Genomic DNA, 25,244 nt, shown 5'->3' with positions numbered 1-25,244 from the left:
CACCACGCATAACACCATCGAAAACAGTAAAGCAATTCCTCATTTATGAAGACATTTTTAACGACCCTATTCAGTTCAGCAATTCTACTCATCTCATTTGTCGCACAAGCCCAGAACGCACCGATCGTGAATGCGACGGTCTCTGGAAAAGTTCTGGATGCTTCCAACGACTCCCCGCTTATCGGAGCAACCGTGACGATCAAAGGAACAACTAACGGAGCAGCCACAGATGCCAATGGTGAATTTCAGCTTGTAACGGGTCAGAAGCTTCCATTCACACTGGTAGTTTCATTTTTAGGATATATCAAAAAAGAAACCGTGATCGAAGGCAGCGGGGTGACGATCAAGCTCGATCCTTCGGCCGGTAACCTCGAAGATGTCATCATTTCTTCACGCCGGCGTCAGGAATCAGCGCAGGAAGTGCCTATTCCTATCTCGGTAATCCGGGGTTCGGCCGCGGAAGATGCGGGCGCGTTCAATGTGAACCGTTTGAAAGAACTGGTACCGACCGTTCAGCTCTATGTTTCCAATGCGCGTAACACTACATTGAACATCCGGGGCCTCGGCTCGACTTACGGCCTCACCAACGACGGTATCGACCCGGGTGTAGGTTTTTATGTGGACGGCGTTTACTATGCACGTCCGGCTGCCACTGCGCTGGATTTCATCGACATCGAACGTATTGAAGTACTGCGCGGACCTCAGGGAACGCTTTTCGGAAAGAATACCACCGCGGGCGCATTCAACATCACTACCCGCGGCGCAAGCTTCGACCCGGGCGGCAGCTTCGAACTCAGCTACGGTAACTTCGGCTACATTCAGGCCAAAGGATCATTCACCGGCCCGATCAACAAGAAACTCGCGGCCCGCGTCTCTTTCACCGGAACTCAGCGTAACGGCCTGTTTTTCAACGAACATACCCAGCAGCGGATCAACGACATCAACAACATCGGTGTACGCGGCCAAATTCTCTACCAACCCAGCAGCAAGGTTAACATTACCGTGATCGGTGACGTTTCAGACCAGAAACCCAATGGATACGGCTGGCCCGTGGCCGGTGTGGTGCCTACCAAACGCGCAGCTTACCGCCAGTTCGACGCGATTATCGCTGATCTGGGTTACAAACTCCCCTATTCTAGCGCTTTCGAACGCAAAGTGGACCTGGATACGCCTTCCAAAGCGGATAACAGACTAGGCGGTGTGTCGGCTAATGCAGATATCAAAATCGGCAATGGAACGCTTACTGCTACTTCGGCATGGCGCTTCTGGAAATGGGTACCGCTCAACGACCGCGATTACCTTGGACTACCGGTATTTACCATTTCTTCCGGCAACTCGGCACATGACCAATGGTCACAGGAAATCCGTTATTCTGGTAAAATCTCTCCGAAACTCAGCGGTGTGGTTGGCTTGTTCGGCCTTTGGCAAGACTTAAAATCGGACCCTGTACAAACAGAAGAAGCGGGCTCGGCCCAATGGCGTTTCGCGCAAAGCACAACCAGCGAGCTTTGGAAAACACCGGGTTTGTTCGATAACTTCGGTATCCGCACCACCAACCGCATTAAAAGCACCAGTCTGGCCATCTTCGCTCAGGCCGACTGGGCAATCACCGATAAGCTGCACGTATTGCCAGGTGTCCGTTACAACTACGACAAAAAAGTGGTTGACTATAAGAGAGAAACTTACGGCGGCCTCCAAACCACCGACCCGGCGCTGCTGGCATTGAAAAAACTGGTTTATACCGATCAGGCATTCAATACCAACTACGATCAGGGGAACTTCTCGGGGCAGTTGTCGGTCCAATACAAAGCAAGCAGCAAATTCAACGCCTATGCTACCTATTCGATCGGTTATAAGCCTATCGGTGTGAACGTGGGCGGTTTGCCGACGGCTAACGGCGCGGTTCTCCTCGACCTGGCCAATGTGAAGCCAGAACACGTGGATCATAAAGAACTGGGTATCAAAACCAGACCGACTGCTAACTCGGTATTGAACCTGACACTTTTCCGTTCCGACATCAACGATTATCAAACGCAGGTTCAGACTCCCGAGCCCGGCGTAAACCGCGGCTACCTTGCCAATGCAGAGAAAGTGCGCGTACAAGGTGTGGAAGTAGATGGAAATATCCGTTTCAGCAACCTGTCGTTCAATGCGGCGGTGGCTTATACCGATGGTAAATATGTGACTTTCAAAAACGCGCCGGTACCTTTGGAAGAAGTAGGCGGTGAGCAGGCGTTCAAAGACATTTCGGGCGGCAGATTGCCGGGTATCTCTAAATGGTCGGGTTCTGTGGGCGGCGAAGGAACCGTGAAAGGCACATTCCTGGGCTTGAAAGGCAACTACTTCCTGGGTATCGATGTGTTTGCGCGCTCAGAGTTCTCATCCAACCCGTCGCCATCCAAATACCTGAACATCGAAGGCTACTCGCTGATTAACAGCCGGCTAGGCTTCCGCGCTTCGAACGGCATTTCGTTCTTCGTTTGGGCCAGAAACATATTTGACAAGGATTACTACGAACTGCTTCTGGCGGCACCAGGCAGCTATGGACAATATGCCGGGGTAGTAGGCGACCAACGCACCTACGGCGTGACATTGCGCTACTCGTTCTAAGGTTTCGAGGAATACAAATATATAACACTGCTGATCGGGCTTTCCATTTGGAACGTCCCGATTTTTTTGTCTTAGCCCCAAAAGACGCGGCGCCGTTAAACCATTACATCATCAGGCTCGGCTCTTTTCGTTTTCAAGGGCTCAACGGGACCACTCGTGATTTGAAAAATCGAAGCGCCCAGTTTCACTTCCAGCAACGCCAGTGTTTTGATCGTAAAATTATGTGTCCCGGTCATCCATTTACTCACCTGCGATTCCTTTTTACCCAGCATTTCAGCGAGGTCTTTTTGCGTCAATCCTTTTGATTCGAGTATTGCATGGATCCGGTCGGATAGGTCGAAACTTGTGCCAATGAATCTATCAATGGCTGGATCCGGAGTAATCCTTTCTAACAAATTTATCATGATTATATATCTATAAACAGCTCACCTTCAAGTTTCATGAGATCAGAAGAATAATAAATATCACCGTCCCGTATTTTCTCGATCAATCTTTTGTCAATCTCCATCATTAATTTCATCGCCTTCCAGGTTTCAGGGCCATCCTGGGTTTTCTGCCCTTTCTTTTCTCCACCACCGTCCAGAATGACGATGTTCTGACTACATCTGATGCAATAAATCCGCAGTCTTGAGAAAGCGACCGGCCCGGCGCTCACATTGTTTTCTGAACGAAAATACCGCGGTTCTGCCCCACGGTCTTTCAGATAGCCGAGCCAACTGCTTATCATATCAAGGTCTTCCGCGAAGCCAGTTCTCGAATATTCCTTCACGAAGCTATTCGTTTCTGAAAGCTTACTACCCTCAAATCTGATAGTATAGATGGTAATCATCCTGGATTGCGAATACAATTCAAAATAGATACGATTCACTTTTAAGTTAAATTCAAAGATAGAACATTTCCTGACAAAAGGAATGTTGAGTGAGATCGTTTCTATGGGCAATATCTAAAAATTCCCTCTTATTGTCTAATGAGTAGATATTAGTCCCGCGCCGCTTCACCATCCGAACAGGACTAGTTTTCCGGCAGTAAATCAGCATATTACTATGAAAAAACTCGCACTACTCGCGTGGGCGCTTCCCGCGCTCGCATTCGGACAATCCACTACTCTCCAACAAGGCTTCCAAACCCCGCCCGATGCCGCCAAACCGCGGGTATGGTGGCATTGGATGAACGGAAATATCACAAAAGAAGGCATTACCAAGGACCTGGAATGGATGAAGCGTGTCGGCATAGGCGGTTTCCAGAATTTCGACGCAAGCCTCTTTACACCCAACGTCACGCCTAAAAAGCTCGTGTTTATGACGCCGGAATGGAAGGACGCATTCAAACATACCACCGATCTCGCTGAAAAATTGGGCCTCGAAATGGCTATCGCAGGCTCGCCCGGGTGGAGCGTGACCGGTGGCCCGTGGGTACCGGCGGCCGATGCGATGAAGAAATACGTATGGACCGAAACCCGCGTCGCCGGGGGACAGGCATTTACCGGCAAACTACCCCAGGCCAAGCCCGTAGCAGGTAAATTTCAGAACGTCCCGCTCCCCGCCGAGGGTGGCATAACCGGCCCCAGCGGCGAAGCGCCGGATTACTATGCCGATGCAGCGGTGATCGCCTACCGCTTGCCCACAGCCGACAAGCTCATGACTTCACTGAATCCCAAAGTGACTTCCAGCGGAGGTACCTTTTCCGTGGCGGAACTGACTGATGGCGACCTGGGTAAAACCAGCCTGCTGCCGCCAATGGAAGTGGGTCAGGATATGTGGATCCAATACGAATTCAACAGCCCGCAGACATTCAAGGCATTGACCATCGTGGGCGCGAGCTCGGGCGGGGCGCTGGCCGAGTTCAACGGCGCGCCTGATAACCGGACATTAAAGGTTAGTGATGACGGGATAAATTTCCGGGATGTGGCGCCGATTAAAGGCAGCACCGTCCCCCAAAACACGCTGGCATTTGCCCCGGTAACGGCCAAAATCTACCGCATTGCATTCAAGACATTGCCTCCGCCGTTCAACCCTTTCGCTGCAATGTTTGGCGGTGGTAATGCCCAACCCGCCAAGCCGGAGGGCGTGCAGGTTGCCGAAATCGTGCTTCATAATACCGACCGGATGGACCAGTTCGAAGAAAAGGCAGGATTCAGTCCGTGGCGGGAAAATACGGACTCTTTCATTCAACCCAATGCGGACGCGGTTCCCCTCACCGACGTGGTCGAGCTGACTTCCAAAATGACAGCCGACGGCAGCCTGAACTGGACGCCGCCAGCTGGTAACTGGGTGATTGTACGGCTGGGTTATTCCCTGACCGGTCGCAAAAACCACCCTGCATCACCGGAAGCTACCGGCCTGGAAGTGGATAAACTCGATAAAGAGGCAGTCACCAAATACATTAACACGTACCTCGACATGTACAAAGACGCCACCGGCGGTCAAATGGGCGCCAAGGGGCTGCAATACATGGTGCTGGACAGCTACGAGGCGGGGCACATGACGTGGACGAAAGCAATGCCGGCGGAATTTAAAAAGCGCCGCGGCTACGACCTTATCTCCTGGATCCCCGTGCTCACCGGCGTGATCGTGAAAAGCGCAGCGGAAAGCGACAAGTTTCTATGGGATTTCCGCAAAACGATCGGTGAGCTAATCGTCGAAAACCACTATGAAGTGATCGGTGACGCGTTGAAGGCCCGCGGCATGAAACGTTACACGGAGTCGCACGAAGGCGGGCGCATATACCTGGCAGATGGCATGGATGTGAAGCGCAAAGCGGATGTCCCGATGGCGGCGATGTGGACGCCCGGCAGCCTGGCCGGTGGTTCGGATGAAGAAGTCCGCAGCGAGGCAGATATCCGCGAATCGGCCTCGGTGGCACATATTTACGGGCAAAACATCGTCGCGGCGGAGTCGATGACTTCCGTCGGTAATGCATTTACCTGGCACCCCGAAAAGTTGAAACGCACCGCCGACCTTGAAATGGCCTCGGGCTTGAACCGTTTTGTGGTCCATACCTCGGTGCACCAGCCGCTCGACGACAAAAAGCCGGGCTTTTCGCTGGGTCCGTTCGGTCAGTATTTCACCCGTCAGGAAACCTGGGCCGAGCAGGCGACGGCCTGGACAGGTTACCTGGGCAGAAGCTGCTTCATGCTCCAACAGGGCAAGCCGGTGGTGGACGTGCTTTATTATTATGGAGAAAACTCCAATATCACGCAGATTTCGACCCAAAAACTGCCCTCGATCCCGGCAGGCTACGCATTCGACTTTGCCAATTCGAGCGTAATCAGGAATGCGCTTAAAGTGGAAAAGGGAATGATCGTGACGCCCTCGGGCCAGCAATACCGGTTGCTTGTGCTGGATTCTACCGCGCGGAATATGACTTTGCCGGTACTTCAAAAGATCGGAGACCTGGTGGCTGCCGGCATGAAAGTGGCTGGCGTAAAGCCTGAGCGCTCCCCCAGCCTGGCCGACGATCCGGCGGCGTTTACAATGCTTGTGAACAAAATTTGGAATAACCCAAATGTTTCTACGCAGTCACTGGAGACGGTTTTGAGTAGTATCACCCCCAAGGATGTGATCATTACGGGTGAAAAAGCGAAAATCCTGTACGTGCATCGCCAAACCGCCGATACCGATATTTACTGGCTCGACAACCGCAGCAACGATGCCAACGAAGCACAGATCAGTTTCCGGGTTACCGGTAAGACCCCTTTGCTGTGGGACCCGGAAACCGGCAAAACCAGTAAAGTCTCCTATAATATCTCCGGTGGACGCACCACCATTCCATTGAAGTTCGATTCCTGGCAGGCATATTTCATCGTTTTCAACGGGAAAGCAGCCAGCAGCTCCTATACGGCACCCACTTTCTCCGAATTGGAAATCGCGGAGGTTACGGGCGCGTGGAAGGTACGCTTCCAGCCGGGCCTGGGCGCTCCCGCACAGGCGCAACTCACTGCACTGGCGTCGCTTTCAGAGAATACCGACCCTGGTATCAAGTATTTCTCCGGAACGGCTACCTATGAAAACACCTTGAATGCGCCCTCCATTCAGAAAAATGTGCGGTACTGGCTCGATCTCGGGGATGTTAAAAACCTGGCGGAAGTGATTGTCAATGGCAAGAACATGGGCATTATCTGGAAAAAGCCATTCCGCATTGATATTACGGATGCATTGAAACAAGGCTCCAACAGCATTCAGGTGAAAGTAACGAATACCTGGGTCAATCGCCTGATCGGCGACGCGCAACCCGGTGTTACGACCAAGATCACCTATACCACTATGCCCTTTTACAAAGCCGATGCTCCCCTATTGCCCAGCGGCTTGCTTGGACCGGTGAAACTGGTGGCGGCAACGCCCGTGAAATGAGCGTTGGTGTAGTCAGGAATGGTCATGTGTGGTCAGGTATTGTCAAGTGTAGCCAAGTATTGTCAGGTATTGTCCAACACATGACTATACCTGACCACACCTGACTACACCTGACCACACCTGACAACTCTTGCCTACGTCTGACCGTCAACAAGTCCTCGGACAAGGAGCACTCAAATCGTAATAACCACTATCGTCGTCAATACCCAGCGCCCCGCTTCGGTCGCCCTTATTGGAGATCGCCTGGAACATTAGCCCGAAAGCATATGAACCCGTCAGATCCCTCTGCACTGCTTCATTGGCAGCCGGGAAATAGCGGTGGAGCACAAAGCGAATGTAGATCTTCGGCATTTTCTCAAATCTGAAAAGCGCCGCCAGCAGTTCCTTCACCGGATAATTGTACCCATTCAGAAAGCCGTACTGTGTGCGGAACAGCGGGCTGGCAATCTCGCCGGCATGGCCTTTTTGCTCCCAATACTTGATCCATTGCCTGGCCAGCACGTCTGGCACGTTTCCTCCCGGACCATCCCCTGCTTCACGGAAATCGGCCGGCGTATGCGCATAGTAAGGTGTTATAATCTGTCCGGCGCTATCGACGCCAAAAAGCACCAGTTTGAATGCCCTTTCCTCGGTTTCAAAGCCAAACCGCACTTTGACAAAGGTTATACCCGGTGTGGATACGAGGGTTTCGAAATCATCCCCATCAAAATAATCCCCCAAAAGGAGTTTACTCCCTTGATTAAAAAAGCCAAAGGGCTCGCGGCTGTGTTCCAGCGCCTGCCACTGGGCAGCCCATTTTGCAAAAACTTCATCACTGATAAACTTCGGCATGCTTGCTGAGATTAATGGTTTAAAAAGATATTTGCTTTCCGATCATGCAGCGCAACCCGCATCCGCACAATGGAAAGCAATATACCTAAGGGCAGGGAGACATTGTAACTAATTCGTTGGAAATATAGAATTAATTCGATTTATCGGTTAGGTTACTGGTTATCGGTTGATTGTTATCAGGCGTCCCGGACTACGCGTCCCGGACTACGCGTCCCGGACTACGCGTCCCGGACTACGCGTCCTGGGCTACGCGCCTTCGGGCCACGATTCGAAGAACCCGTTTTGAGTTCCCCGAACCATTCGTTTTGCCCTGGTTTTTAGTTTGATGAGTCAGACGCAAGCGCCAATCAGGTTCTTTTCAGCACCCCGTCCTGATTGACATTTTAAAATTACACAAACCCTCTCCCGGGCGTAAGCGTGTAAACACGCGAATGCCAAAACAGGTGTTTTCCGGGGCCAGGGGCGACAATCGGATTGGCTAATCGCGGTTTCAAGGCTTTAATGTCAGTAATTCAGACGGGTTTCTTATCCGGAAATAAATGCCTTTCTTCGTAACGCCATCAATGGAGACATATCATGAAATTCTTAGCCGCCATATTACTGCTCACGCCACTTTGTTCCGTCAAAATTTCCGCTCAGAAACCTGCGCCAACGAGGGTCATTACCTACCGTAACCCGGTGATAGCCGGCGACTTTGCCGACCCTTCGGTCATACGTGTGGGCGATACCTATTACGCAGTCGGCACCTCCTCGGAATGGGGCCCTGCCTACCCTATTTACAGTTCCAAAGATCTTGTGAATTGGGAATACGTCGGACCGGTTTTCGCGGAATTGCCCAAATGGACGATGGGAAGCTACTGGGCTCCGGAGCTGTTTTTCCGAAATGGAACATTCTATGTTTATTATACCGCCCGGCGGAAATCCGACAAACGGTCGGTGATCGGCGTGGCGACTACCAGGGATATTACAAAAGGGTTCAAGGACCATGGCCTGATCATCGAATGGACCAGCGAGGCCATCGATGCCTACGTAGTGGAAGACAAAGGGAAGCTTTTTATCACCTGGAAAGCCTATGGCCTCGATAAAGACCGGGCCATCGAGCTGCTCGGCGCAGAATTGTCACCCGACGGCCTGAAAGTAACCGGCAAGGAGTTCAGCCTCATCAAAGCCGATCCGGCAGGCTGGGAAGCGGGCGGCGCAGAAGGGCAGGCTATATTTAAAAGAGGAAATTACTGGTATATGCTCTATTCGGGCAATGCCTGCTGCGGCGACCGCTGCGATTACCAGGTAGGGCTCGCGAGGGCCGAAAAATTGCAGGGGCCATGGGTCAAATATGCAGGTAACCCGGTCCTTTTCGGGGATGATGCCTGGAAATGCCCGGGGCACGGCACCGTCGTTGTCACGCCTGATCGCCGGTATTTTTACCTGCACCACGCCTACAATGGTATTGATTTTACATTTGCGGGACGCCAGGGTGTTCTCAGCGAGCTGATATGGGACGAAACGACCCGCTGGCCTGCATTCAGGTATGGCAAAACAACGCCCGCGCAAGCGGAATCGCCCGCCGGTGCGGGGCTGGTACCACAGCACAATCTCAACTTTTCGGTTAACTATGAGCGCGATACGCTCGGGCTACCCTGGGTATTCGATGCCAGCCTTCCGAAACCAAAATTCGGTGTCAGGGCCGCTGCGCTGGAAATCGAATGCGAAAATCCCGCCCGGACAGGCAATTTCCTGGGGCACACCATTAAAAAAGGCAGTTATACCTATGCAGCCGAGTTCGTGATCAAGGACAATCTTTTCCAGAATATTGTCCTTTACGGCGATGCTCAAAACGCGATCGGTTATGGCGCCGGCCAGAACCGCGTCGAGCTGTGGCAGGTGAGAGACGGCCATTATGAAACGCTCCAAACGCAGGAAATTCCTGATAAATACAAGAATATCAGACTGGAATTGCAAAGCCGTTACGGACGCTACTACACGTTCAACTGGGGGGTAAAAGGCCAGAAAATCGACTCACTCACCAGCTCCGTACAAATAGAAGCCCCCTGGTTGCCTCGCTGGGACAGGGCTCCAAGGGTAGGCGTCAGCGTAACCGGCACCCCTGATCAGAAAAGTGAAATTAAAGCGATTGAAATGAAATACGATTAAAAGTACTGCTGCATCAGCTTCGGGTACTCAGGTATCACCACCTCTGGCTCCTCGATTTCGGGGTGCCATTTTTTCTCCCATTCGAAACTGTAATAACCTTTATAATTGTCTTCCACGAGCACACTTATCGCCTCTTTCAAAGGCCCCTCGCCCTTGCCGACCTGCACATACTGGATTTTGCCGTCTTTCAGAATGCCATCCTTGATGTGCGTGTGGCGGATGTATTTTTTCAGTCTGCCATAAACCTCCTTCGGTGGCTCCTTCGTCACCGACCACATATTGAATATGTCCCAAATCAGGCCGATGTGCTTATGCTCCGATTTACCCATTACCGTTGCCAGAATGTCCTTACCCGTCACATCGCCATGAGATTCCAGCAGCACTGTTACGGAAGTGTTTTTGGCATAATCGCCCAGTTCGAGCAGTCCGGTACTGATGAGCTCCACCGTTTGAGCCACTTCCTGGTCTTTGGGTAAATCATTGGGAAACACACGGACGTACGGGCAATTCAGCTGCTGTGCGAGATCGATAAAGCGCTTTGCTTCATCCAGATTCTTCGCCCGCATCGCCGGATCGGCCATATGCAATGCGGCAGACGATCCCAAATCTACAATTCGCAAGCCTTTATCCTCGGCCATTTTCCTCGATTGGGCAATGCGCTCCGGGCTGCTGAACTCGCCGCATCGGGGCAAATCCATACAGTCCAGCACACCACGGACCTCTATCCCGTGGTATCCGCTATCGGCAGCATATTTAACAATCGTGGCCCAGTCCCATTTCGGGCAGGCGAGTGTGGAGAATGAAAAACGCGGTTTGGCCTTCGCCAGCGCAGGCAGGGAGTTGATTAATGGTAATGCCAGGCTGACGGAAGCAGCCGCGAGGAAATCCCTGCGGGTCAGGAAAGATGATGGATTCATAAGGTTCAGGAAAATGTCCTGAAATATATCGGCTATTGCGTAGATTGGCAAATTTCGCCGCATCCTTCCCTATTTCACAGCCTCGTCGGTCAATTCGGCTTTCCGCAGTTCGAGTACTATGCGGATGCCTATCCCGGCAATTGCCACCGCAATCCCGAGCTGGACCAGTCCTGCCCACATGCTAATCGTCCATTCCATTATTGTATCGATTTATGTTTCAGCACAAAATAAAAACGACCAAATGTGGCATTAAAGTGTTATCAATTAACCGGTTATCAAATTTACTAAACGGTAAAAAATGAGCGTTCACAAAAAAATTACCGTGTCCCTATTGCAAATTTTCAATTCATATTTAACTTTGAATTACAAAGTACTTTTTAAACTATCATTCTCACACAGAAGAAGCTGACCACCATTCTCAATCCTTGTTTTATGCGTGAAGAAATCCTGTTGAACCAAACCAATGCCCTGCAACTGGAAAAGCTGTACCGGGGCAACAAGCCGGGCTTTAAGGCCGCTTTTAATGCATTGTACCCTGAGCTGAACAGTAATCCCCTAGCCGAAGGATGGTACCAGCGACTGAATTACGGTTCGAATGAGTTTTTTTGGGGTACACCTGGCGAGCGGGCTTTTGTAGTGGTGGCTTCCGTGCTCGCGGCGTTGCTGGCCAAGCTGCCCGAGCTGCTTTCCGTCAGCGAGGAATTTTATTATCCCCGTAATGTAGGATTTATCGTCGCTCCGACACTGATGGCCTATTTTGCCTGGAAAAACGGCGTTTCGTGGAAAACCCGGGGCCTGGCGGCCCTGCTCCTGATAGCTTCGGTGGTGTTTATCAACTGGCTGCCGAAGCATGAAACGAGCGATACGCTGATCCTCTCGTGCCTGCACATGCCGCTCTGGCTGTGGTCGCTGCTGGGAGCGGCATATAGCGGCGGCAAATGGAAAAACGGCGCCAACTGGCTCGAATTCCTGCGTTACACGGGTGAGCTGATTGTGATGTCGGGACTCCTCGTTCTCGCCGGTGGGCTCACAACGGCACTTACCATCAACCTTTTCGGACTGATTGGATGGGACGTTCAGCCACTTTTCTCCAAATACATTGTTATCTGCGGGCTGGCGGCCGTACCTGTTGTTGCCACATTTATTACCCGCGTGCAGCCCACATTGGTGAACAGGATACCGCCCGTAATCGCGAAACTTTTCAGTCCGGTAGCGTTGGTGATGTTGGTAGTATACCTGGCGGCTACGCTCATCGCCGGCAAAAGTCCTTATCACGACCGCGAATTCCTTGTGCTTTTCAATGGATTGCTCGTTGCCGTGATGGCGCTGATCTTCTTTTCGCTGGCCGAAACCGATCACTCCGGCGGCAATCGCGGGCAATTCGTGGTACTCTTTCTGCTATCCGCCGTGACGCTGCTGATTAACAGCATTGCATTATCTGCGGTCTTGTTTCGCATCGCGGAATGGGGGCTTACGCCGAACCGCGCTGCCGTGCTGGGTGCCAATGTGCTGATGCTCGCTCATTTGTTTTATGTAGGCCTTAAACTTTTCGCCGTACTCAGCAAAAAAACCGGCCTTTCGGCAGTAGGCGCATCGCTGGCAATATTCCTTCCGCTGTATAGCATATGGAGTGCGGTGGTGATCTTCGTTTTCCCGTTTATTTTCGGGTTCAAATAATTTATTACCGGAAATCCAACCGGTATTATGTTTTACTTCAAATTGACCGAAAAAGCAGCCGGAGTACCGGTTGCTTTTCCGATTTTACAGGATCTGAGAAATTTACGATTGACGCCAAATGAATCAGCGGACAGACGATTTGCATGATTGCACAAGAGTGAGATGCAGCAGAGCCAGTAGTTGGTACATTTATTCATACCACTTGAACATTGCCATTCCACCTCAAAACAAATCTGGCAAGCATGGGCAAGACACTCGATTACCTGTACAGCTGGATCGAAAAAATAAGTAATCCCCCGGGCACATTTCTCCGTAGCGCCAGCCGGCATCCATCGTTTTCCCCATTCAAAGTAGAGTAAAAGAAACCAGGGCGCGCCTTCAAAGGGCATATGAAGAAGTTCTGTTTCCTTTTCTTTCGGCTATTGCTCCTTGGAACGGTTGCAGTTGCGCAATCGGGCAAGTCGTCTCATTTCCCGGACGGCACAAAAATACCCTCCTGGTTTTCAGACACATCCAAAATCGATTCAAAGCGTCTTGGCAGGCAGTTTGTCATAACAGAACACGGCGTTTCCGGCGACAGCAACACGGTGCAAACCACCGCGATCCAGCACGTCATCGACCGGGCGAGTGAGCAGGGCGGCGGTGTGATCGTGATCCCCAAGGGTACTTTTTTGAGCGGGGCGCTGTTTTTTAAACCTAAAACACATCTGTATGTAGCCAAAGGCGCTGTATTGAAGGGCTCCGACAAGATCGCTGACTACCCGCTGATGCCCTCACGCATGGAGGGACAAAATCTCGACTATTTCCCCGCATTGGTCAATGCCTACGGCGTGAACGGCTTCACGATTTCGGGCAGCGGCATTATCGACGGCAACGGGCTGAACTACTGGAAGGCATTCTGGCAGCGGCGGCAGGAGAACCCCAACTGCACCAACCTGGAAGTATCGCGGCCGCGGCTGGTTTTCATCTGGAAGAGCAACGATGTGCAGGTCCAGGATGTGACGCTTCAGAATTCGGGTTTCTGGACGAGTCATTATTACCAATGCAACAATATTAAAATACTGAATGTCAGGATCACCGCACCGCATGAGCCGGTTAAGGCGCCCAGTACCGACGCGATCGACCTGGATGTATGTAATAATGTGCTTGTCAAAGGTTGCTACCTCGCTGTGAACGACGACGCCATTGCTTTGAAGGGTGGAAAAGGACCTTATGCGGATACCGATCCGGGAAACGGCGCCAATACGAATATCCTCGTCGAGGATACCCATTTCGGATTTTGCCACGCGGCGCTTACCTGCGGCAGCGAGGCCATTCACAACAAAAATGTGGTGATGCGCAACTGCCGTATCGAGAACGCCATGCGGGTGCTCTGGCTGAAAATGCGACCGGACACTCCTCAGAAATACGAATTCATCAGTGTAGAAAACGTCGATGGCAATGCATACAGCCTCATTTACGTGAAACCCTGGAAACAATTCTTCGATCTAAAAGGCAGAAAGGACGTGCCGCTCTCCTACTCGGACCATATCCGCCTGAAAGATATCAAACTCAAATGCGAGGTGTTCTTCGACGTAAGTCCGGGCGAGTATGATAAACTATCGGAATTTAATTTCGAAAACCTGAACATTACGGCGAAAAACGCCGCTTATGATAAGTCTGTCGTCAAGGGTTTTACGCTCACGAACGTCAAAGTGAACGACAAAATGATCCAATAGCATCATTTTTGAGACTTTCCCTTTTTTCGAAATACAAAATAGCAGATCAGCAAGCCTGAATTGAGCAGCACTGAAAAGCCGTTCGACAATATAATGGGCAATTCCTCTTTCAGGATACCATAATAGGTCCACAATGCCACGCCGGAGATCAGGACTACCAGCATCAGCGGCGAGAGATTCTCTACGTCCTTTTTCCGGAGTACTTTGATAAACTGCGGCAGCATAGATGCGGAAGTGAGCACGCCGGCGATGATCCCGATCACAGTTTGAAACATATTCAAATGATTTCGTGGGTCGATGATGTAAAATCCCCTCCTCAGCCGCCCAGGTACCGGCAGGCGAGCTGATAAAGTTCGGCGACAAAAGCGTCGTAGGCGATGAAAATCTCAGGTTTGGCAATGAAATCCCTCGCTCCCGCCCGGATACACTTTTCACGTGTGGACACGACCGATGACGTGGAGGTCGCAAATACAGCGATGTCCGGGTAGGTCGTTTTCAGCTCATCTATAATGTCGTAACCGTTTTTGCCCGGCATATTCAAGTCCGACAATATCAGCTCCGGCAACTCCCGCGGTGAACTGTGAAGCCACTCCGTAAGTTGATCGCCATTCCCGAACTCCCCGAGGATTTCGAATTCTCCGGAAGCCCTGAATGCCTCGCACATAAAGAAACGCTCATCTTCATCATTTTCAACAATGGCCAGTTTGAATGTTCTCATGCGCGGGCTTAGATCTTGGGTAACATAATATGAAAACTGGCACCTTTTCCCTGTGTCGATTCTGCCCATATTCTACCACGGTGCCGTTCGACCACCTTCTTACAAACCGCCAGGCCCACGCCGTTTCCCGGGTACTGACTGGCAAAATGCAGTCTTCTGAAAATTTCGAAGATTTTTTCCAGGTTTTCGGGTGAAATGCCAATGCCATTGTCTTCCACAACGAATCGTACGCTGCCATCTTCCATCCAGGATTTCACTTCCACCTCCGGCTTCTTGCCATTCGTGAATTTGAGCGCATTAGCCAGTAGATTCTGAAAAAGCTGCACCAGTTGCAAACGATCTCCGTAAATGGACGGCACCTCGCTCTGCACACGTATAGATGCGCCCGACTGCTCAACGGCGTCGTTCAAGTTCTGGATCGCTTCGCCGATCACCTCTTCCACGTTCAGCTTTTGGCGTTGAAGCCCTATTTTACTGATCTGGGAGTAATGCAGCAGATTGTCAATGAGCTCGTGCATACGTTGCGCGGCCAGAATCCCCTTTCCAATACTCGATTTCAGAAGATCGAACTTTTGCTGGTCGACATGCTGGTTCATCAGGTATAAAAAACTTCTCACAGTTCGTACGGGCTCCTTCAAATCATGCGAAACAATAGCTGTGAACTGCTCCAGCTCTCGGTTTGCAGAAGACAATTCGCTGTTAGCCACCGAAAGCTCCTGTGCGAGCTGCCTGTACCTGTCTGAACTCTCCTGTAGTGCCTGCTCACTCATTTTGCGTTCGGTAAGGTCGCGCGTCACCTTTGAAAAGCCACTCAGCCGGCCTTCGGCATCATACACTGCCGTAATGACCACATTCGCCCAGAAACGAGAGCCGTCTTTCCGTAAACGCCACCCTTCCTCTTCATATTTACCGGTCGCGACGGCAACTTTCAATTCCCAACCAGGCTTTCCATTGAGAATGTCCTCTTCGGGATAAAAAATAGCGAAATACTTCCCGATTATATCTTCCGCGCTGTAACCCTTAATACGCCTGGCGCCTTCGTTCCAGCTGACAATGCGGCCATCCGTATCGAGCATAAATATTCCGTAATCGGCCACTTGCTCCACCATCAACCGGTAGCGTTCCTCGCTTTCGAGCAGATCGAATTGCTTTTTCTTTTGCTCCGTGATGTCGCGCAGTAGTACACAGTAACCCAGAAGAACCTCCGAATCATCGAAAACCGGGGAATAAGAAATTTCTGCCCAATACCTGGTGCCATCTTTTCTCAACTTCCAGCCTTCGGTTACACATTTTTTCTTTTCCAACGCCTCGTCCAGTTCGGAGCGGTACTGGATTGGATCACTCTGGTCGTCGCCGATAACGTTGAACGGTTTTCCTTCTATTTCAGCTTCGTCATAGCCTGTAATAGCGCTCGCAGCCGCATTGCAAGTCGTTATCCTGCCTGTTTCGTCCAGCAAAAAAAAACCTTCTGCGATGTTGCGAAAAATCAGGTTACTGCTCAAATGCATGGATGGGTAAGGTATAAATCAAGTCGGGAACGAATGCAGCAAATTCCGTGCCAAAAAAAATCAGGCGTGCCGGAGCTGAGCCAGCACGCCTGAATGACATTCACATCCATGGTTTTAACCAATATGGTGACCGGCCACGTGGCCGCCGTCGAGGTTGATCACCTCACCGGTGATAAAGTTGCTGCCCGCCAGGTACAATGCAAGCTGCGCAACGTCTTCCGTTTCACCGATGCGGTCCACAAGGTGCAGGCCCGCAAGACTGTCGGCATCGCTGACGCCGGTTTTCGCTTGAAGCGGGCTGCGGATAATACCCGGGGCGATCGCATTGACACGTATGTTATTTCTGCCAAACTCGGCTGCGAGCTGCCGCGTCAATGCGTGAATGCCTCCCTTGCTAGAAATAGGCGCCGTCGCAGGGAAGCCGCCGATCGCGTGGTCTACCAGCACGGTACCGATGTTAATGATCGAACCTTCGCCCTGCTGCAGCATTTGCCGGATGGCTGCCTGGCTGGTAAAATAGGTACCTTTCAGGTTGATGCCCAGGAAATAGTCGAGATGGGCTTCGTCGACTTCGAGGAAGCTGCGCGGCTCGAATACGCCGGCATTATTGACGAGCACATCCACACTGCCGAACTTGCTTACGGCCGTATCAACCAGCAATTGGCCTGTTGCACGCTGACTGATGTCTCCTGCCACCATAACCAGGCGGTCGTGATTACCCAGCTCTTTATACGTCGCTATGAGATTATCCCCGTTGGCCGAATTGATAACCACGTTATGCCCTTGTTCGAGAAACAGGCTTGCTATTGCCCTGCCGATGCCGGTGGAAGCACCGGTTACGATGATGGTTTGTGTTTTCATGATGTAAGGTCTGTTACTGTTTTCTTTGAGCGGTGATCCCTTTTTCGCGGAGCACGGAAACCTGCTCCCCGGCATACCCCCAATCATCCGGTTCCACTTCCTGGATCACTACATGAGTGAGATGGGGATCCTTGTCGAGCACATCGGTAATTACTTGTGTTACGCCGGCGATGAGCTCCTGCTTTTGTTGCCGGGTAACGCCTTCGCGGGTTACCTCAATTTTTACATATGGCATGATTACTGCATTTAAAAGGATTATTAATGTATTCGCCGTCAATCCATTACTGTGTTTTGACAATACAAAGGAACCCTGTTCACGGCAGACCATTACGTGACATACATCACAAGTATTCCTTTCGCGATTTGCATAGCCGGGCAATTAATGAGAAATTGCGCCCCCAATTTTCCAAAACAATGGCAACTCCTGTTTTCTGCGGCATCGATTTCGGCACTTCCAATTCCAGTCTCGCAATAGCAAACCAAGACGACGTTTTCCTGATTCCGGTAGAAAACGACCATAAAACAATCCCCAGCGCGATGTTTTTTGCGCGGAAAGATAATGAGGCATTCTTCGGACGGGCGGCGATGGAACGCTTCCTGGGGCGTCATCCGGGCAGGTTAATGCGAAGTCTGAAACGCGTGCTCGGAACACCGGCTATGCGCCAGGGCACGATGGTCAATGGCGAACTGATGAAGTTCGACCAGATCGTCGCAGCCTTCCTCGACCAGATGAAGAAAAAGGCGGAGGCCGATTGCGGTACCAAACTGAAACACGTAGTAATGGGCCGCCCGGTGCATTTCGTCGACAATGACCCCGCCGCCGACGAACGGGCAGAAAGCGAGTTGAAAGCGATCGCCAAAAGCCTGGGCTTCGAACACGTCGGCTTTCAGTTTGAACCCATTGCCGCCGCCTTTGCGCACGAGGCGCAGGTGACAGGTGAGAAACTGGCCATGGTGGTCGATCTCGGCGGCGGCACTTCCGATTTTACCATTATCCGCCTTTCAAAAGACAATGCCCGGAAACACGACCGCAGCGGCGATATTCTTGCGAATACCGGCGTGCGCCTCGGCGGGAACGACTTCGACAAGGATCTCAGCCTCGCCCGCATGATGCCCGAGCTAGGTTTCCGCACGACTTACGGTGCCAAAAACCTCGAAGTGCCCTCTTATCACTATTTCGATCTTTCGGAATGGAGTAAGGTCAACTTCCTTTATACCAACCGTACGATCTTCCAGGCGAAGCAGCTGCTCCGTGAGACCCATTCGCCTGAAAAATACGGACGGCTGATTAACGTCCTGGAACAGGAAAGCGGTCACGCGGTACTTGCTGAAACCGAAAATATCAAGATTGGCCTCACGCAAAGTAGCGCGTACGTGGCCTCTCTTCCCTTTATCGACGAAAATCTGCACATCAATGTCGAACGCGAAGTGTTTAACGAAGCGATAGGCACCAAGACGCAGCGCATCGTCGACGCGGCCAAACAATGCCTGCAAAGTGCGGCGATAGCGCCTGACGCGATCAGTCTGGTAATCATGACCGGCGGTTCTACCGAGATCCCGCTGATCCAGGAGCGCTTCCGCGAGCTGTTTCCTGCCGCCGAATGGTCGGAAGAAAACAAGCTTTCCAGCGTAGGATTGGGGCTTGCCTACGATGCCCGAAGCCGGTTTTCCTGAACAAATGCCGGCGCACTGCCGGTCATCCGCCTCACGCCGCTGCCCCGACCACTTCAATCTCTTTACGGTCAGTGTTTGCTTCGGATACCGATATCTGGTTATACTTGCATTATGTCAATTTCAGATAGAAGCATCTTAATACTCGGCTGTTTCGACACCAAGGGCGATGTGTTTTCCTACCTGCGGGAATGCATTGCCGCACAGGGTGAAACGGTGATAACCATAAACACGGGCGTTTTTGGCACTACCAGTGCATTCCCTGTCGATTTCGAAGCCGATGCCGTTGCCGCTACGGCAGGTTACGATATCACCGACCTTCGCCGTGACCGCGACAGGGGCAAAGCGATCGACATCATGGGGCGGGGCGCTTCCAGGCTGGTTTCTCAGCTTTATCATGAAGGAAAAATCAAAGCCGTCGTCGGAATGGGCGGCGGGGGCGGCACCTACATCGCACTTTCTGCCATGCAGGGCATTCCTTTCGGTATACCGAAGGTTTGCCTTACCACATTGGCGACGAAAGACCTCTCCCGACAGATCGGCGACAAGGACATTATGCTGATCCCCTCCGTGGTGGACGTGGCCGGTATGAACCATATTTTAAGACAGTTGGTAGCACAGGCCGCTGCGGCCGTTTCCGCTATGGCCAATGTCGATACCGCGGGGCAGCATACAAAAGCGCGGAGCATCGCCATCAGCATGTTCGGGAATACGACGGCGTGCGTCGACAAATGCACCGAGCTCCTTACCGGGGCCGGATATGAAGTACTGGCCTTCCACGCAACCGGTGTAGGTGGTAAAACCATGGAATCGCTTATCCGCGAAGGCTGTTTCGACGCCGTGCTCGACATTACCACCACCGAACTGGCCGACGAACTTTGCGGCGGCATTTGCAGCGCCGGCCCGGAAAGGCTGACCGCCGCGGCAGAAATGAGCATTCCGCAAGTGGTAGTCCCCGGCTGTATGGATATGGTCAATTTTGCGCACCTCGATACCATCCCGCACGCATTCGCGGACAGGCACCTGTACAGCTGGGCGCCCGACGTAACGCTCATGCGTACAGACGAGCGCGAGAACGCGATCCTGGGCGAGCGCCTCGCGCGCAAGGTAAGCCGGTCGTCGGCTCCGGCAGCGATTGTGCTTCCGCTGAAAGGCATCTCGCAGATTGCCGCCGAAGGAGGAATTTTTCATAACCCGGCAGCGGACGAGGCACTGTTTACCGCAATCAGGGCCAATATATCCGGTAATGTATCCGTAAAAGATGCGGATATGCACATCAATGACCCGGCATTTGCACATTTGCTGGTGGAAACGTTGCTGGGTTTAATGCAAAAGAAACAGTAAAACATTAATCAGTCTAATCATCTAATAATCAAACCGAAACAATATGCCTAACCCATGGACAGGTAAGGGAAACCCTTATACGAAACAGGAAGTAAGAGATCGCCTGCAAGCGACGATAGATCAGGGCAAAGCCATCATTGCGGCCGGTGCCGGCACGGGTATAAGTGCCAAATTCATCGAAAAAGGCGGAGCAGACCTCATTATCATATATAACTCAGGACGTTTTCGGATGGCCGGGCACGGCTCTACGGCCGGCCTGATGGCCTACGGCGATGCCAATGCGGTAGCGATGGAAATCGGTGAGTTTGAGGTATTGCCTGTGGTGGAGGAAATACCAGTGATCTGCGGCGTTCATGGCTCCGACCCCCGTCGCCGGATGTGGCATCATTTGCTGAAAGTGAAGGAAATGGGCTTTTCGGGCGTCAACAACTTCCCTACCCATAGCATTGTGGACGGGCATTTCAGGCAGGTACTGGAAGAAACCGGGATGGGTTTTGCCAAAGAGGTCGAGATGATCAGGCTGGCAACGATGATGGATCTTTTCTCGATCGTGTACGTGGCCACGCCTGAAGAGGCACGCCAGATGGCCGAAGTAGGCGCGGATGCCATTATTGCCCATGTCGGCACCACCGTGGGAGGTTCTATTGGCGTAGTAGATGCCACTTGCAGCATGGACGAGGCCATTGAACGCACCCAGCTTATCGGCGATGCCGCACGGGAGGTTAATCCCAATGTATTCGTACTCGCCCATGGCGGGCCGGTCAATACCCCTGCCGATGTCCGGGAAGTACTCTCCAAAAGTGACATCCACGGGTTCGTAGGCGCATCCTCGCTCGAACGCATGGGCGTAGAGCAGTCGCTTACCGACCTTACGCGCGACTTTAAGCGGTTGACGTTAGGGAATTCTTAGTGACGGTCGGCCGCCGGTTGCATGAACAAATCAAGCAATTGGCGGCCGGAAGAAGTTATTTGAGCTTCGGAAGCGATTGCCACCAGGCAACCAGCTTCCCGCTTAGTTGTTTCGTGATTTTCATTTCCGTTGCCTGAAGATTGGTCGTTTCGGCAGGGTCCCTCACAATGTTGTAAAGTTCCGTTTTGCTACCATCGGCATCCATAAGTAACTTCCATTCGCCCGACCGCACCGCGAGGCGAGGACTGCGGTCGTTGCCTTTGGGGTAATTATAGGCAATGTCATTTCGCCCGTATTCCCAGAACATTTCCCGTTTTCTGAGCGAAGGTTTGCCCAGCAAGATCCCCGACCGGTCGATTCCGTCGCCGTGATAATTTTCGGGAATTTTTATGCCTGCGAGTTTAGATAATGTAGGCAAAAGGTCCGTAGCATGCAGTTCCGAGCGGTTGTCGGTCTTGTTGGCGGGAACATGACCTGGCCAGCTGACAATGAAAGGCATTCGAATGCCGCCTTCGTACAGCGATAGCTTTGATCCCCGGAAGCCTCCGCTTCGGGTGCCACCGAAAGTGGGCAATGCACCATTGTCGCTGGTGAAGATAATGATCGTATTCTCAGCGAGTCCCAGATCTTTCAGGCCATCGAGCAGCCGCCCGATTTGCACATCATATTCTTGAAGTACCCCTTTAAATGCAGCTTCCTCCTGCGGGTTCATTGGAAATTTGCCGGTATATTCGGTTTCTACCTTTGGGACCCAGGGCGTATGCACATCGTCTGGCCAGAGATTGATGAAGCACGGCTGGCCTTTGTGCCGCCTCATAAAATCCAACGTTTTGTCCACGAAGTATTGGGTCCGGTCCCACCTTTTTATACTGTCCTTTTCAGACCATATCCAGTTCGTCGCGGTAAGTGCAAGGTCGGGTTCGGGGCTTTCATAAGTGCTCGCATGCTCGTCGAAACCATATTGTGCGAAGCGGGGCGCATTGGTCACGTCTCTTCCGCCCCCCATATGCCACTTGCCGAAATGTCCGGTAGCATAGCCTGCGTCCTTGAAAAAACGCGCCATCGAAGGCGCTTCCGGGGTCAGGTAGTCGATCTGTTCGGCGTCTTTATTATGCTTTTTGGTATCCAGAAAAGTTGTAAAGTTCCATTTCGCAGGATGCATGCCAGTGAGAATACTCGCCCGGGAAGGCGAACAGATCGGCGCGCCGCTGTAATACTGGGTAAGTTTAAGGCCGCTGGCTGCGAGCCGGTCAAGATGAGGCGTGGGAATAAAACGCCCGCCATAAACACCGATATCGCCATAACCCATGTCGTCGGTCAGGATCACGATGATGTTCGGCGGGGATTGTGCTCTCTTTTGCTGGGCATTTGCCGGCAGAAAACTGAATATCAATACAATATAAACTATTGATCTGACTAGTCCGTTTGGTCTCATAAGATGGCATATGGCTGCTAAACACCCCCGAACTACCTGCAAAACCATTCCGGGGGGAATCAAAGTTTGCTAATATACCAAATCCATAGAATTAGGACAGATCGAATTGAAGATCTTACTCGCTCCTCAAACTCCTGACCGGGTTCATCAACGCAGCACGGATGCTTTGGAAGCTGACAGTAAACAATGCAATAGCAATGGACAACGCCCCTGCAAGAAGGAATACCCACCACCTGATATCGGTATGGTAGGCAAAATCCTGCAACCAGTTTTTCATGCCATACCAGGCAATGGGCGACGCAATGAGAATGGCAACAACAACCGGTTTGAGAAAATCCTTCGAAAGCAGTCCCACAATACTTGGTACCGAAGCGCCCAGCACTTTTCTGACGCCGATTTCCTTCGTCCGAAGCTCAGCCATAAACATCGAAAGCCCCAGCAAGCCCATGCAGGAAATGAGAATGGCAATACCTGCAAATATACCAAACAGCAGCTGCTGGGTTTGCTCACGTGCGTAAAGTTTGCCGAAGCGCTGATCGAGGAATTCGTATTGAAACGGAACGTCCGGGAAACGGTTCTTCCAAACCGAACCGAGGTGTGCAAGCGCACCCTGAATATCCTTGCCTGCCGCCTGCACGGATACGCGTCCTAGATGGCCCGGTTGGTAGAACATCACGATGGGCGCTACTTTTTGATGCAGTGATTCAAAATGGTAATCGGTCGTGACACCGATGATCTGTCCCCGCATCTCACCATAACCAAAGCGGTTACCAATGGCTTCCTCCGGGTTTTTCCAGCCCAGCAAACGGGCTGCGGTAGCATTGAGTATAAAGCCGTTCGTCCGGTCGGTCGGATATAGACGGGAGAAATTCCTGCCTGCGGCCATTTGGATCTGGTAAGCGGGAATGAAGTCCTCGTCGACCGAAAGCGACTTAATACTGATTTGCGTAGGCGCCATCGAATCGCCTTTCATCACATATGCATCCCACGAATCGAGCAGCCGGCCCGATGGAATCCGTGACGAACGCCCCACCTCCCGAACTCCCGCATATTCCTTAAACCGCTGGCGGATCGCCTCGACATCGATCGTCGAGTCATCGGGCATGCTGAACGTGATCACCTGGTCTTTGGCATAACCCAGTTTGTAATTCTGAATAAACTGCATTTGGTTGTATACAACTGTCGTGCTGATGATCAGCGTGGCGGCGATCGCAAATTGAGCCACCACGAGCGTCTGCCGCAGTTTTCCGTTTTTAAGAGCCGACGCAATCTTGCCTTTCAATACCGCGATAGGCTGAAAACCGGTCATGAAAAATGCCGGATAACTGCCTGCTACCAGTCCGGTGAAGATCGTGATGCCCAGCAGGATTGCCAGGAAAGTCGGGTCCAGCAAGGCATAAACGGAAAGCTGTTTCTGGGTAAAATTATTAAACAAGGGCAGGCACAATACCATGGCCACAAAGGCAATCACGACCGAAATTACAACCAGAATCACCGATTCGCTCAAAAACTGGTTCATCAACTGCGTGCGTACCGCGCCAATTACTTTGCGCATGCCCACTTCTTTCGCACGCGTCGCCGATTTGGCAGTTGCCAGGTTCATATAATTGATGCAGGCGATCAGCAAAATAAAAATCGCGATCGCCGAGAACAGGTACACATATTGAATATCCCCATTCGCCTCGATTTCGGAATCCAGGTGAGAACGCAGGTGAATGTCGGTGAGCTTCGTCAGCGTCAGCACCGAGTATTTCGAAGCCTTGGGATCGATGTGCTTATTCTGAAATGCGGGAAATGCGGCTGTCAGCTTCTGCGCGTCGTAATACTTCGGCAGAAGCAGGAATGTCGAGAAAGAATTGTTGGCCCAATTGGTACGAAGCCCCTCGGCACCGTAGACACGATTGTCGTTCAGAGTCGAGAACGAGACCAGGAAATTAGGATGAAAATGCGATTGTGAGGGAAGTGGCTCAAAAACACCCGTTACCGTGTAATCGAACTGGTTGTCCAGCCGCACTACCTTTCCGACAGGATCTTCGTTCCCGAAGTATTTTTCGGCCATGGGTTTGGAAAACATGATCGAAAAAGGGTTTTCGAGCGCTTTATCCGGATTTCCGTGGTCTATTTTAAAAGTAAATACCTTGAAGATATTCGCCTCGGCAGCAAACATCTGGTCCTCCGAAAACCGTTTGTCGCCGTATTTCACCAGTGCCCCGGTTTCCAGCAGCCGGACGACCTGCTCTACCTGCGGGAAATCCTGCTTCACAAGGGGGCCGAAAGGCGGCGCCGCATGCCCAAGCCGCAGCGATTCCGTACCGTCATTGGCCAGAAAAGTGCGGTTCAGCCGGTAAATACGATCTGCATGTTCATGGAAGCGATCGTAGCTCAGCTCATCTTTCACATACAAAGCGAGCAGCAAAAAGCAGGTCAGTCCCAGTGAAACGCCGGAAATATTGATGAAACTGAAAGCCTTGTGCTTCGTCAGGTTCCGGAAGGCGATTTTCAGGTAATTTTTGAACATGTTGTCGGTATTTAGGCCCGGGTAAA

General features: G+C 51.8%; 20 protein-coding genes. 8 read left to right on the top strand and 12 right to left on the bottom strand.

Features of this window, described 5'->3' with window-relative positions; translation table 11 throughout:
* The first annotated feature begins 45 nt into the window (after positions 1-45).
* Complete coding sequence (locus tag AC2YIT_RS05715; protein WP_487278535.1) at positions 46-2,610, top strand: TonB-dependent receptor; 2,565 nt, start codon at positions 46-48, stop codon at positions 2,608-2,610.
* A gap of 95 nt (positions 2,611-2,705) precedes the next feature.
* Here the strand turns inward: AC2YIT_RS05715 and AC2YIT_RS05710 are convergent, their stop codons facing one another.
* The gene (locus AC2YIT_RS05710; RefSeq protein ID WP_487278534.1) at positions 2,706-3,014 is read right to left on the bottom strand and encodes a helix-turn-helix domain-containing protein; all 309 of its coding nucleotides are present in this window, start codon (positions 3,012-3,014) and stop codon (positions 2,706-2,708) included.
* A gap of 2 nt (positions 3,015-3,016) precedes the next feature.
* Complete coding sequence (locus tag AC2YIT_RS05705) at positions 3,017-3,478, bottom strand: hypothetical protein (RefSeq protein WP_487278533.1); 462 nt, start codon at positions 3,476-3,478, stop codon at positions 3,017-3,019.
* A 175-nt stretch (positions 3,479-3,653) separates the two neighbouring features.
* Between AC2YIT_RS05705 and AC2YIT_RS05700 the strand changes: the two genes are divergently transcribed.
* Positions 3,654-6,959, top strand: a complete 3,306-nt coding sequence (locus tag AC2YIT_RS05700; RefSeq protein WP_487278532.1) for a glycosyl hydrolase — start codon at positions 3,654-3,656, stop codon at positions 6,957-6,959.
* Between the two features lie 147 nt (positions 6,960-7,106).
* Here AC2YIT_RS05700 and AC2YIT_RS05695 read toward each other — a convergent pair whose 3' ends face one another.
* A complete protein-coding gene (locus AC2YIT_RS05695) occupies positions 7,107-7,790 on the bottom strand; it encodes a hypothetical protein (protein WP_430847265.1) in 684 nt (227 codons plus the stop codon).
* A gap of 576 nt (positions 7,791-8,366) precedes the next feature.
* On the opposite strand from AC2YIT_RS05695, the gene AC2YIT_RS05690 reads away from it, so the two are divergent.
* On the top strand, positions 8,367-9,941 hold the full coding sequence (locus AC2YIT_RS05690; RefSeq protein WP_487278531.1) for a glycoside hydrolase family 43 protein: 1,575 nt from the start codon (positions 8,367-8,369) through the stop codon (positions 9,939-9,941).
* Here AC2YIT_RS05690 and AC2YIT_RS05685 read toward each other — a convergent pair.
* Together AC2YIT_RS05685 and AC2YIT_RS05680 are read right to left on the bottom strand one after the other, a co-directional pair.
* Positions 9,938-10,858, bottom strand: coding sequence for a sugar phosphate isomerase/epimerase family protein (locus tag AC2YIT_RS05685; RefSeq protein WP_487278530.1), 921 nt, complete (start codon positions 10,856-10,858; stop codon positions 9,938-9,940). The two genes, AC2YIT_RS05690 and AC2YIT_RS05685, sit on opposite strands and share 4 nt — an antisense overlap.
* Positions 10,859-10,927: 69 nt before the next feature.
* On the bottom strand, positions 10,928-11,056 hold the full coding sequence (locus AC2YIT_RS05680; protein WP_430847259.1) for a hypothetical protein: 129 nt from the start codon (positions 11,054-11,056) through the stop codon (positions 10,928-10,930).
* A gap of 234 nt (positions 11,057-11,290) precedes the next feature.
* On the opposite strand from AC2YIT_RS05680, the gene AC2YIT_RS05675 reads away from it, so the two are divergent.
* A complete protein-coding gene (locus AC2YIT_RS05675; protein ID WP_487278529.1) occupies positions 11,291-12,535 on the top strand; it encodes a hypothetical protein in 1,245 nt (414 codons plus the stop codon).
* A gap of 389 nt (positions 12,536-12,924) precedes the next feature.
* On the top strand, positions 12,925-14,253 hold the full coding sequence (locus AC2YIT_RS05670; protein ID WP_487278528.1) for a rhamnogalacturonidase: 1,329 nt from the start codon (positions 12,925-12,927) through the stop codon (positions 14,251-14,253).
* 2 nt (positions 14,254-14,255) lie between these two features.
* Here the strand turns inward: AC2YIT_RS05670 and AC2YIT_RS05665 are convergent, their stop codons facing one another.
* The 5 genes from AC2YIT_RS05665 to AC2YIT_RS05645 form a co-directional block, all read right to left on the bottom strand.
* Positions 14,256-14,528: a SemiSWEET transporter gene (locus AC2YIT_RS05665; protein ID WP_430847253.1), complete on the bottom strand. Its 273-nt coding sequence runs from the start codon at positions 14,526-14,528 to the stop codon at positions 14,256-14,258.
* 41 nt (positions 14,529-14,569) lie between these two features.
* A complete protein-coding gene (locus AC2YIT_RS05660; protein ID WP_487278527.1) occupies positions 14,570-14,971 on the bottom strand; it encodes a response regulator in 402 nt (133 codons plus the stop codon).
* An 8-nt stretch (positions 14,972-14,979) separates the two neighbouring features.
* Positions 14,980-16,479: a sensor histidine kinase gene (locus AC2YIT_RS05655; protein ID WP_487278526.1), complete on the bottom strand. Its 1,500-nt coding sequence runs from the start codon at positions 16,477-16,479 to the stop codon at positions 14,980-14,982.
* A gap of 114 nt (positions 16,480-16,593) precedes the next feature.
* Positions 16,594-17,340, bottom strand: coding sequence for an SDR family NAD(P)-dependent oxidoreductase (locus AC2YIT_RS05650; RefSeq protein ID WP_487278525.1), 747 nt, complete (start codon positions 17,338-17,340; stop codon positions 16,594-16,596).
* Positions 17,341-17,353: 13 nt separating this feature from the next.
* Positions 17,354-17,575, bottom strand: a complete 222-nt coding sequence (locus tag AC2YIT_RS05645; RefSeq protein WP_430847245.1) for a tautomerase family protein — start codon at positions 17,573-17,575, stop codon at positions 17,354-17,356.
* 179 nt (positions 17,576-17,754) lie between these two features.
* Here AC2YIT_RS05645 and AC2YIT_RS05640 point away from each other — a divergent pair, with 179 nt between their 5' ends.
* The 3 genes from AC2YIT_RS05640 to AC2YIT_RS05630 all read left to right on the top strand — a co-directional run bounded on the left by AC2YIT_RS05640 (position 17,755) and on the right by AC2YIT_RS05630 (position 21,265).
* The gene (locus tag AC2YIT_RS05640; protein ID WP_487278524.1) at positions 17,755-19,014 is read left to right on the top strand and encodes an Hsp70 family protein; all 1,260 of its coding nucleotides are present in this window, start codon (positions 17,755-17,757) and stop codon (positions 19,012-19,014) included.
* A 111-nt stretch (positions 19,015-19,125) separates the two neighbouring features.
* Positions 19,126-20,355 carry a Tm-1-like ATP-binding domain-containing protein gene (locus AC2YIT_RS05635; RefSeq protein WP_487278523.1) on the top strand — a complete coding sequence of 410 codons (1,230 nt, stop codon included), beginning with the start codon at positions 19,126-19,128 and terminating at the stop codon, positions 20,353-20,355.
* A gap of 43 nt (positions 20,356-20,398) precedes the next feature.
* The gene (locus tag AC2YIT_RS05630) at positions 20,399-21,265 is read left to right on the top strand and encodes a phosphoenolpyruvate hydrolase family protein (protein WP_430847239.1); all 867 of its coding nucleotides are present in this window, start codon (positions 20,399-20,401) and stop codon (positions 21,263-21,265) included.
* A 55-nt stretch (positions 21,266-21,320) separates the two neighbouring features.
* On the opposite strand, the gene AC2YIT_RS05625 is transcribed toward AC2YIT_RS05630, so the two are convergent.
* Positions 21,321-22,658, bottom strand: a complete 1,338-nt coding sequence (locus AC2YIT_RS05625; protein ID WP_487278522.1) for a sulfatase-like hydrolase/transferase — start codon at positions 22,656-22,658, stop codon at positions 21,321-21,323.
* A gap of 157 nt (positions 22,659-22,815) precedes the next feature.
* A complete protein-coding gene (locus AC2YIT_RS05620) occupies positions 22,816-25,218 on the bottom strand; it encodes an ABC transporter permease (protein ID WP_487278521.1) in 2,403 nt (800 codons plus the stop codon).
* Positions 25,219-25,244 lie beyond the last annotated feature (26 nt).

It is taken from the genome of Dyadobacter sp. SRI_021 (genome assembly GCF_057586235.1).
This window is presented reverse-complemented; position numbering and strand designations above follow the sequence as displayed.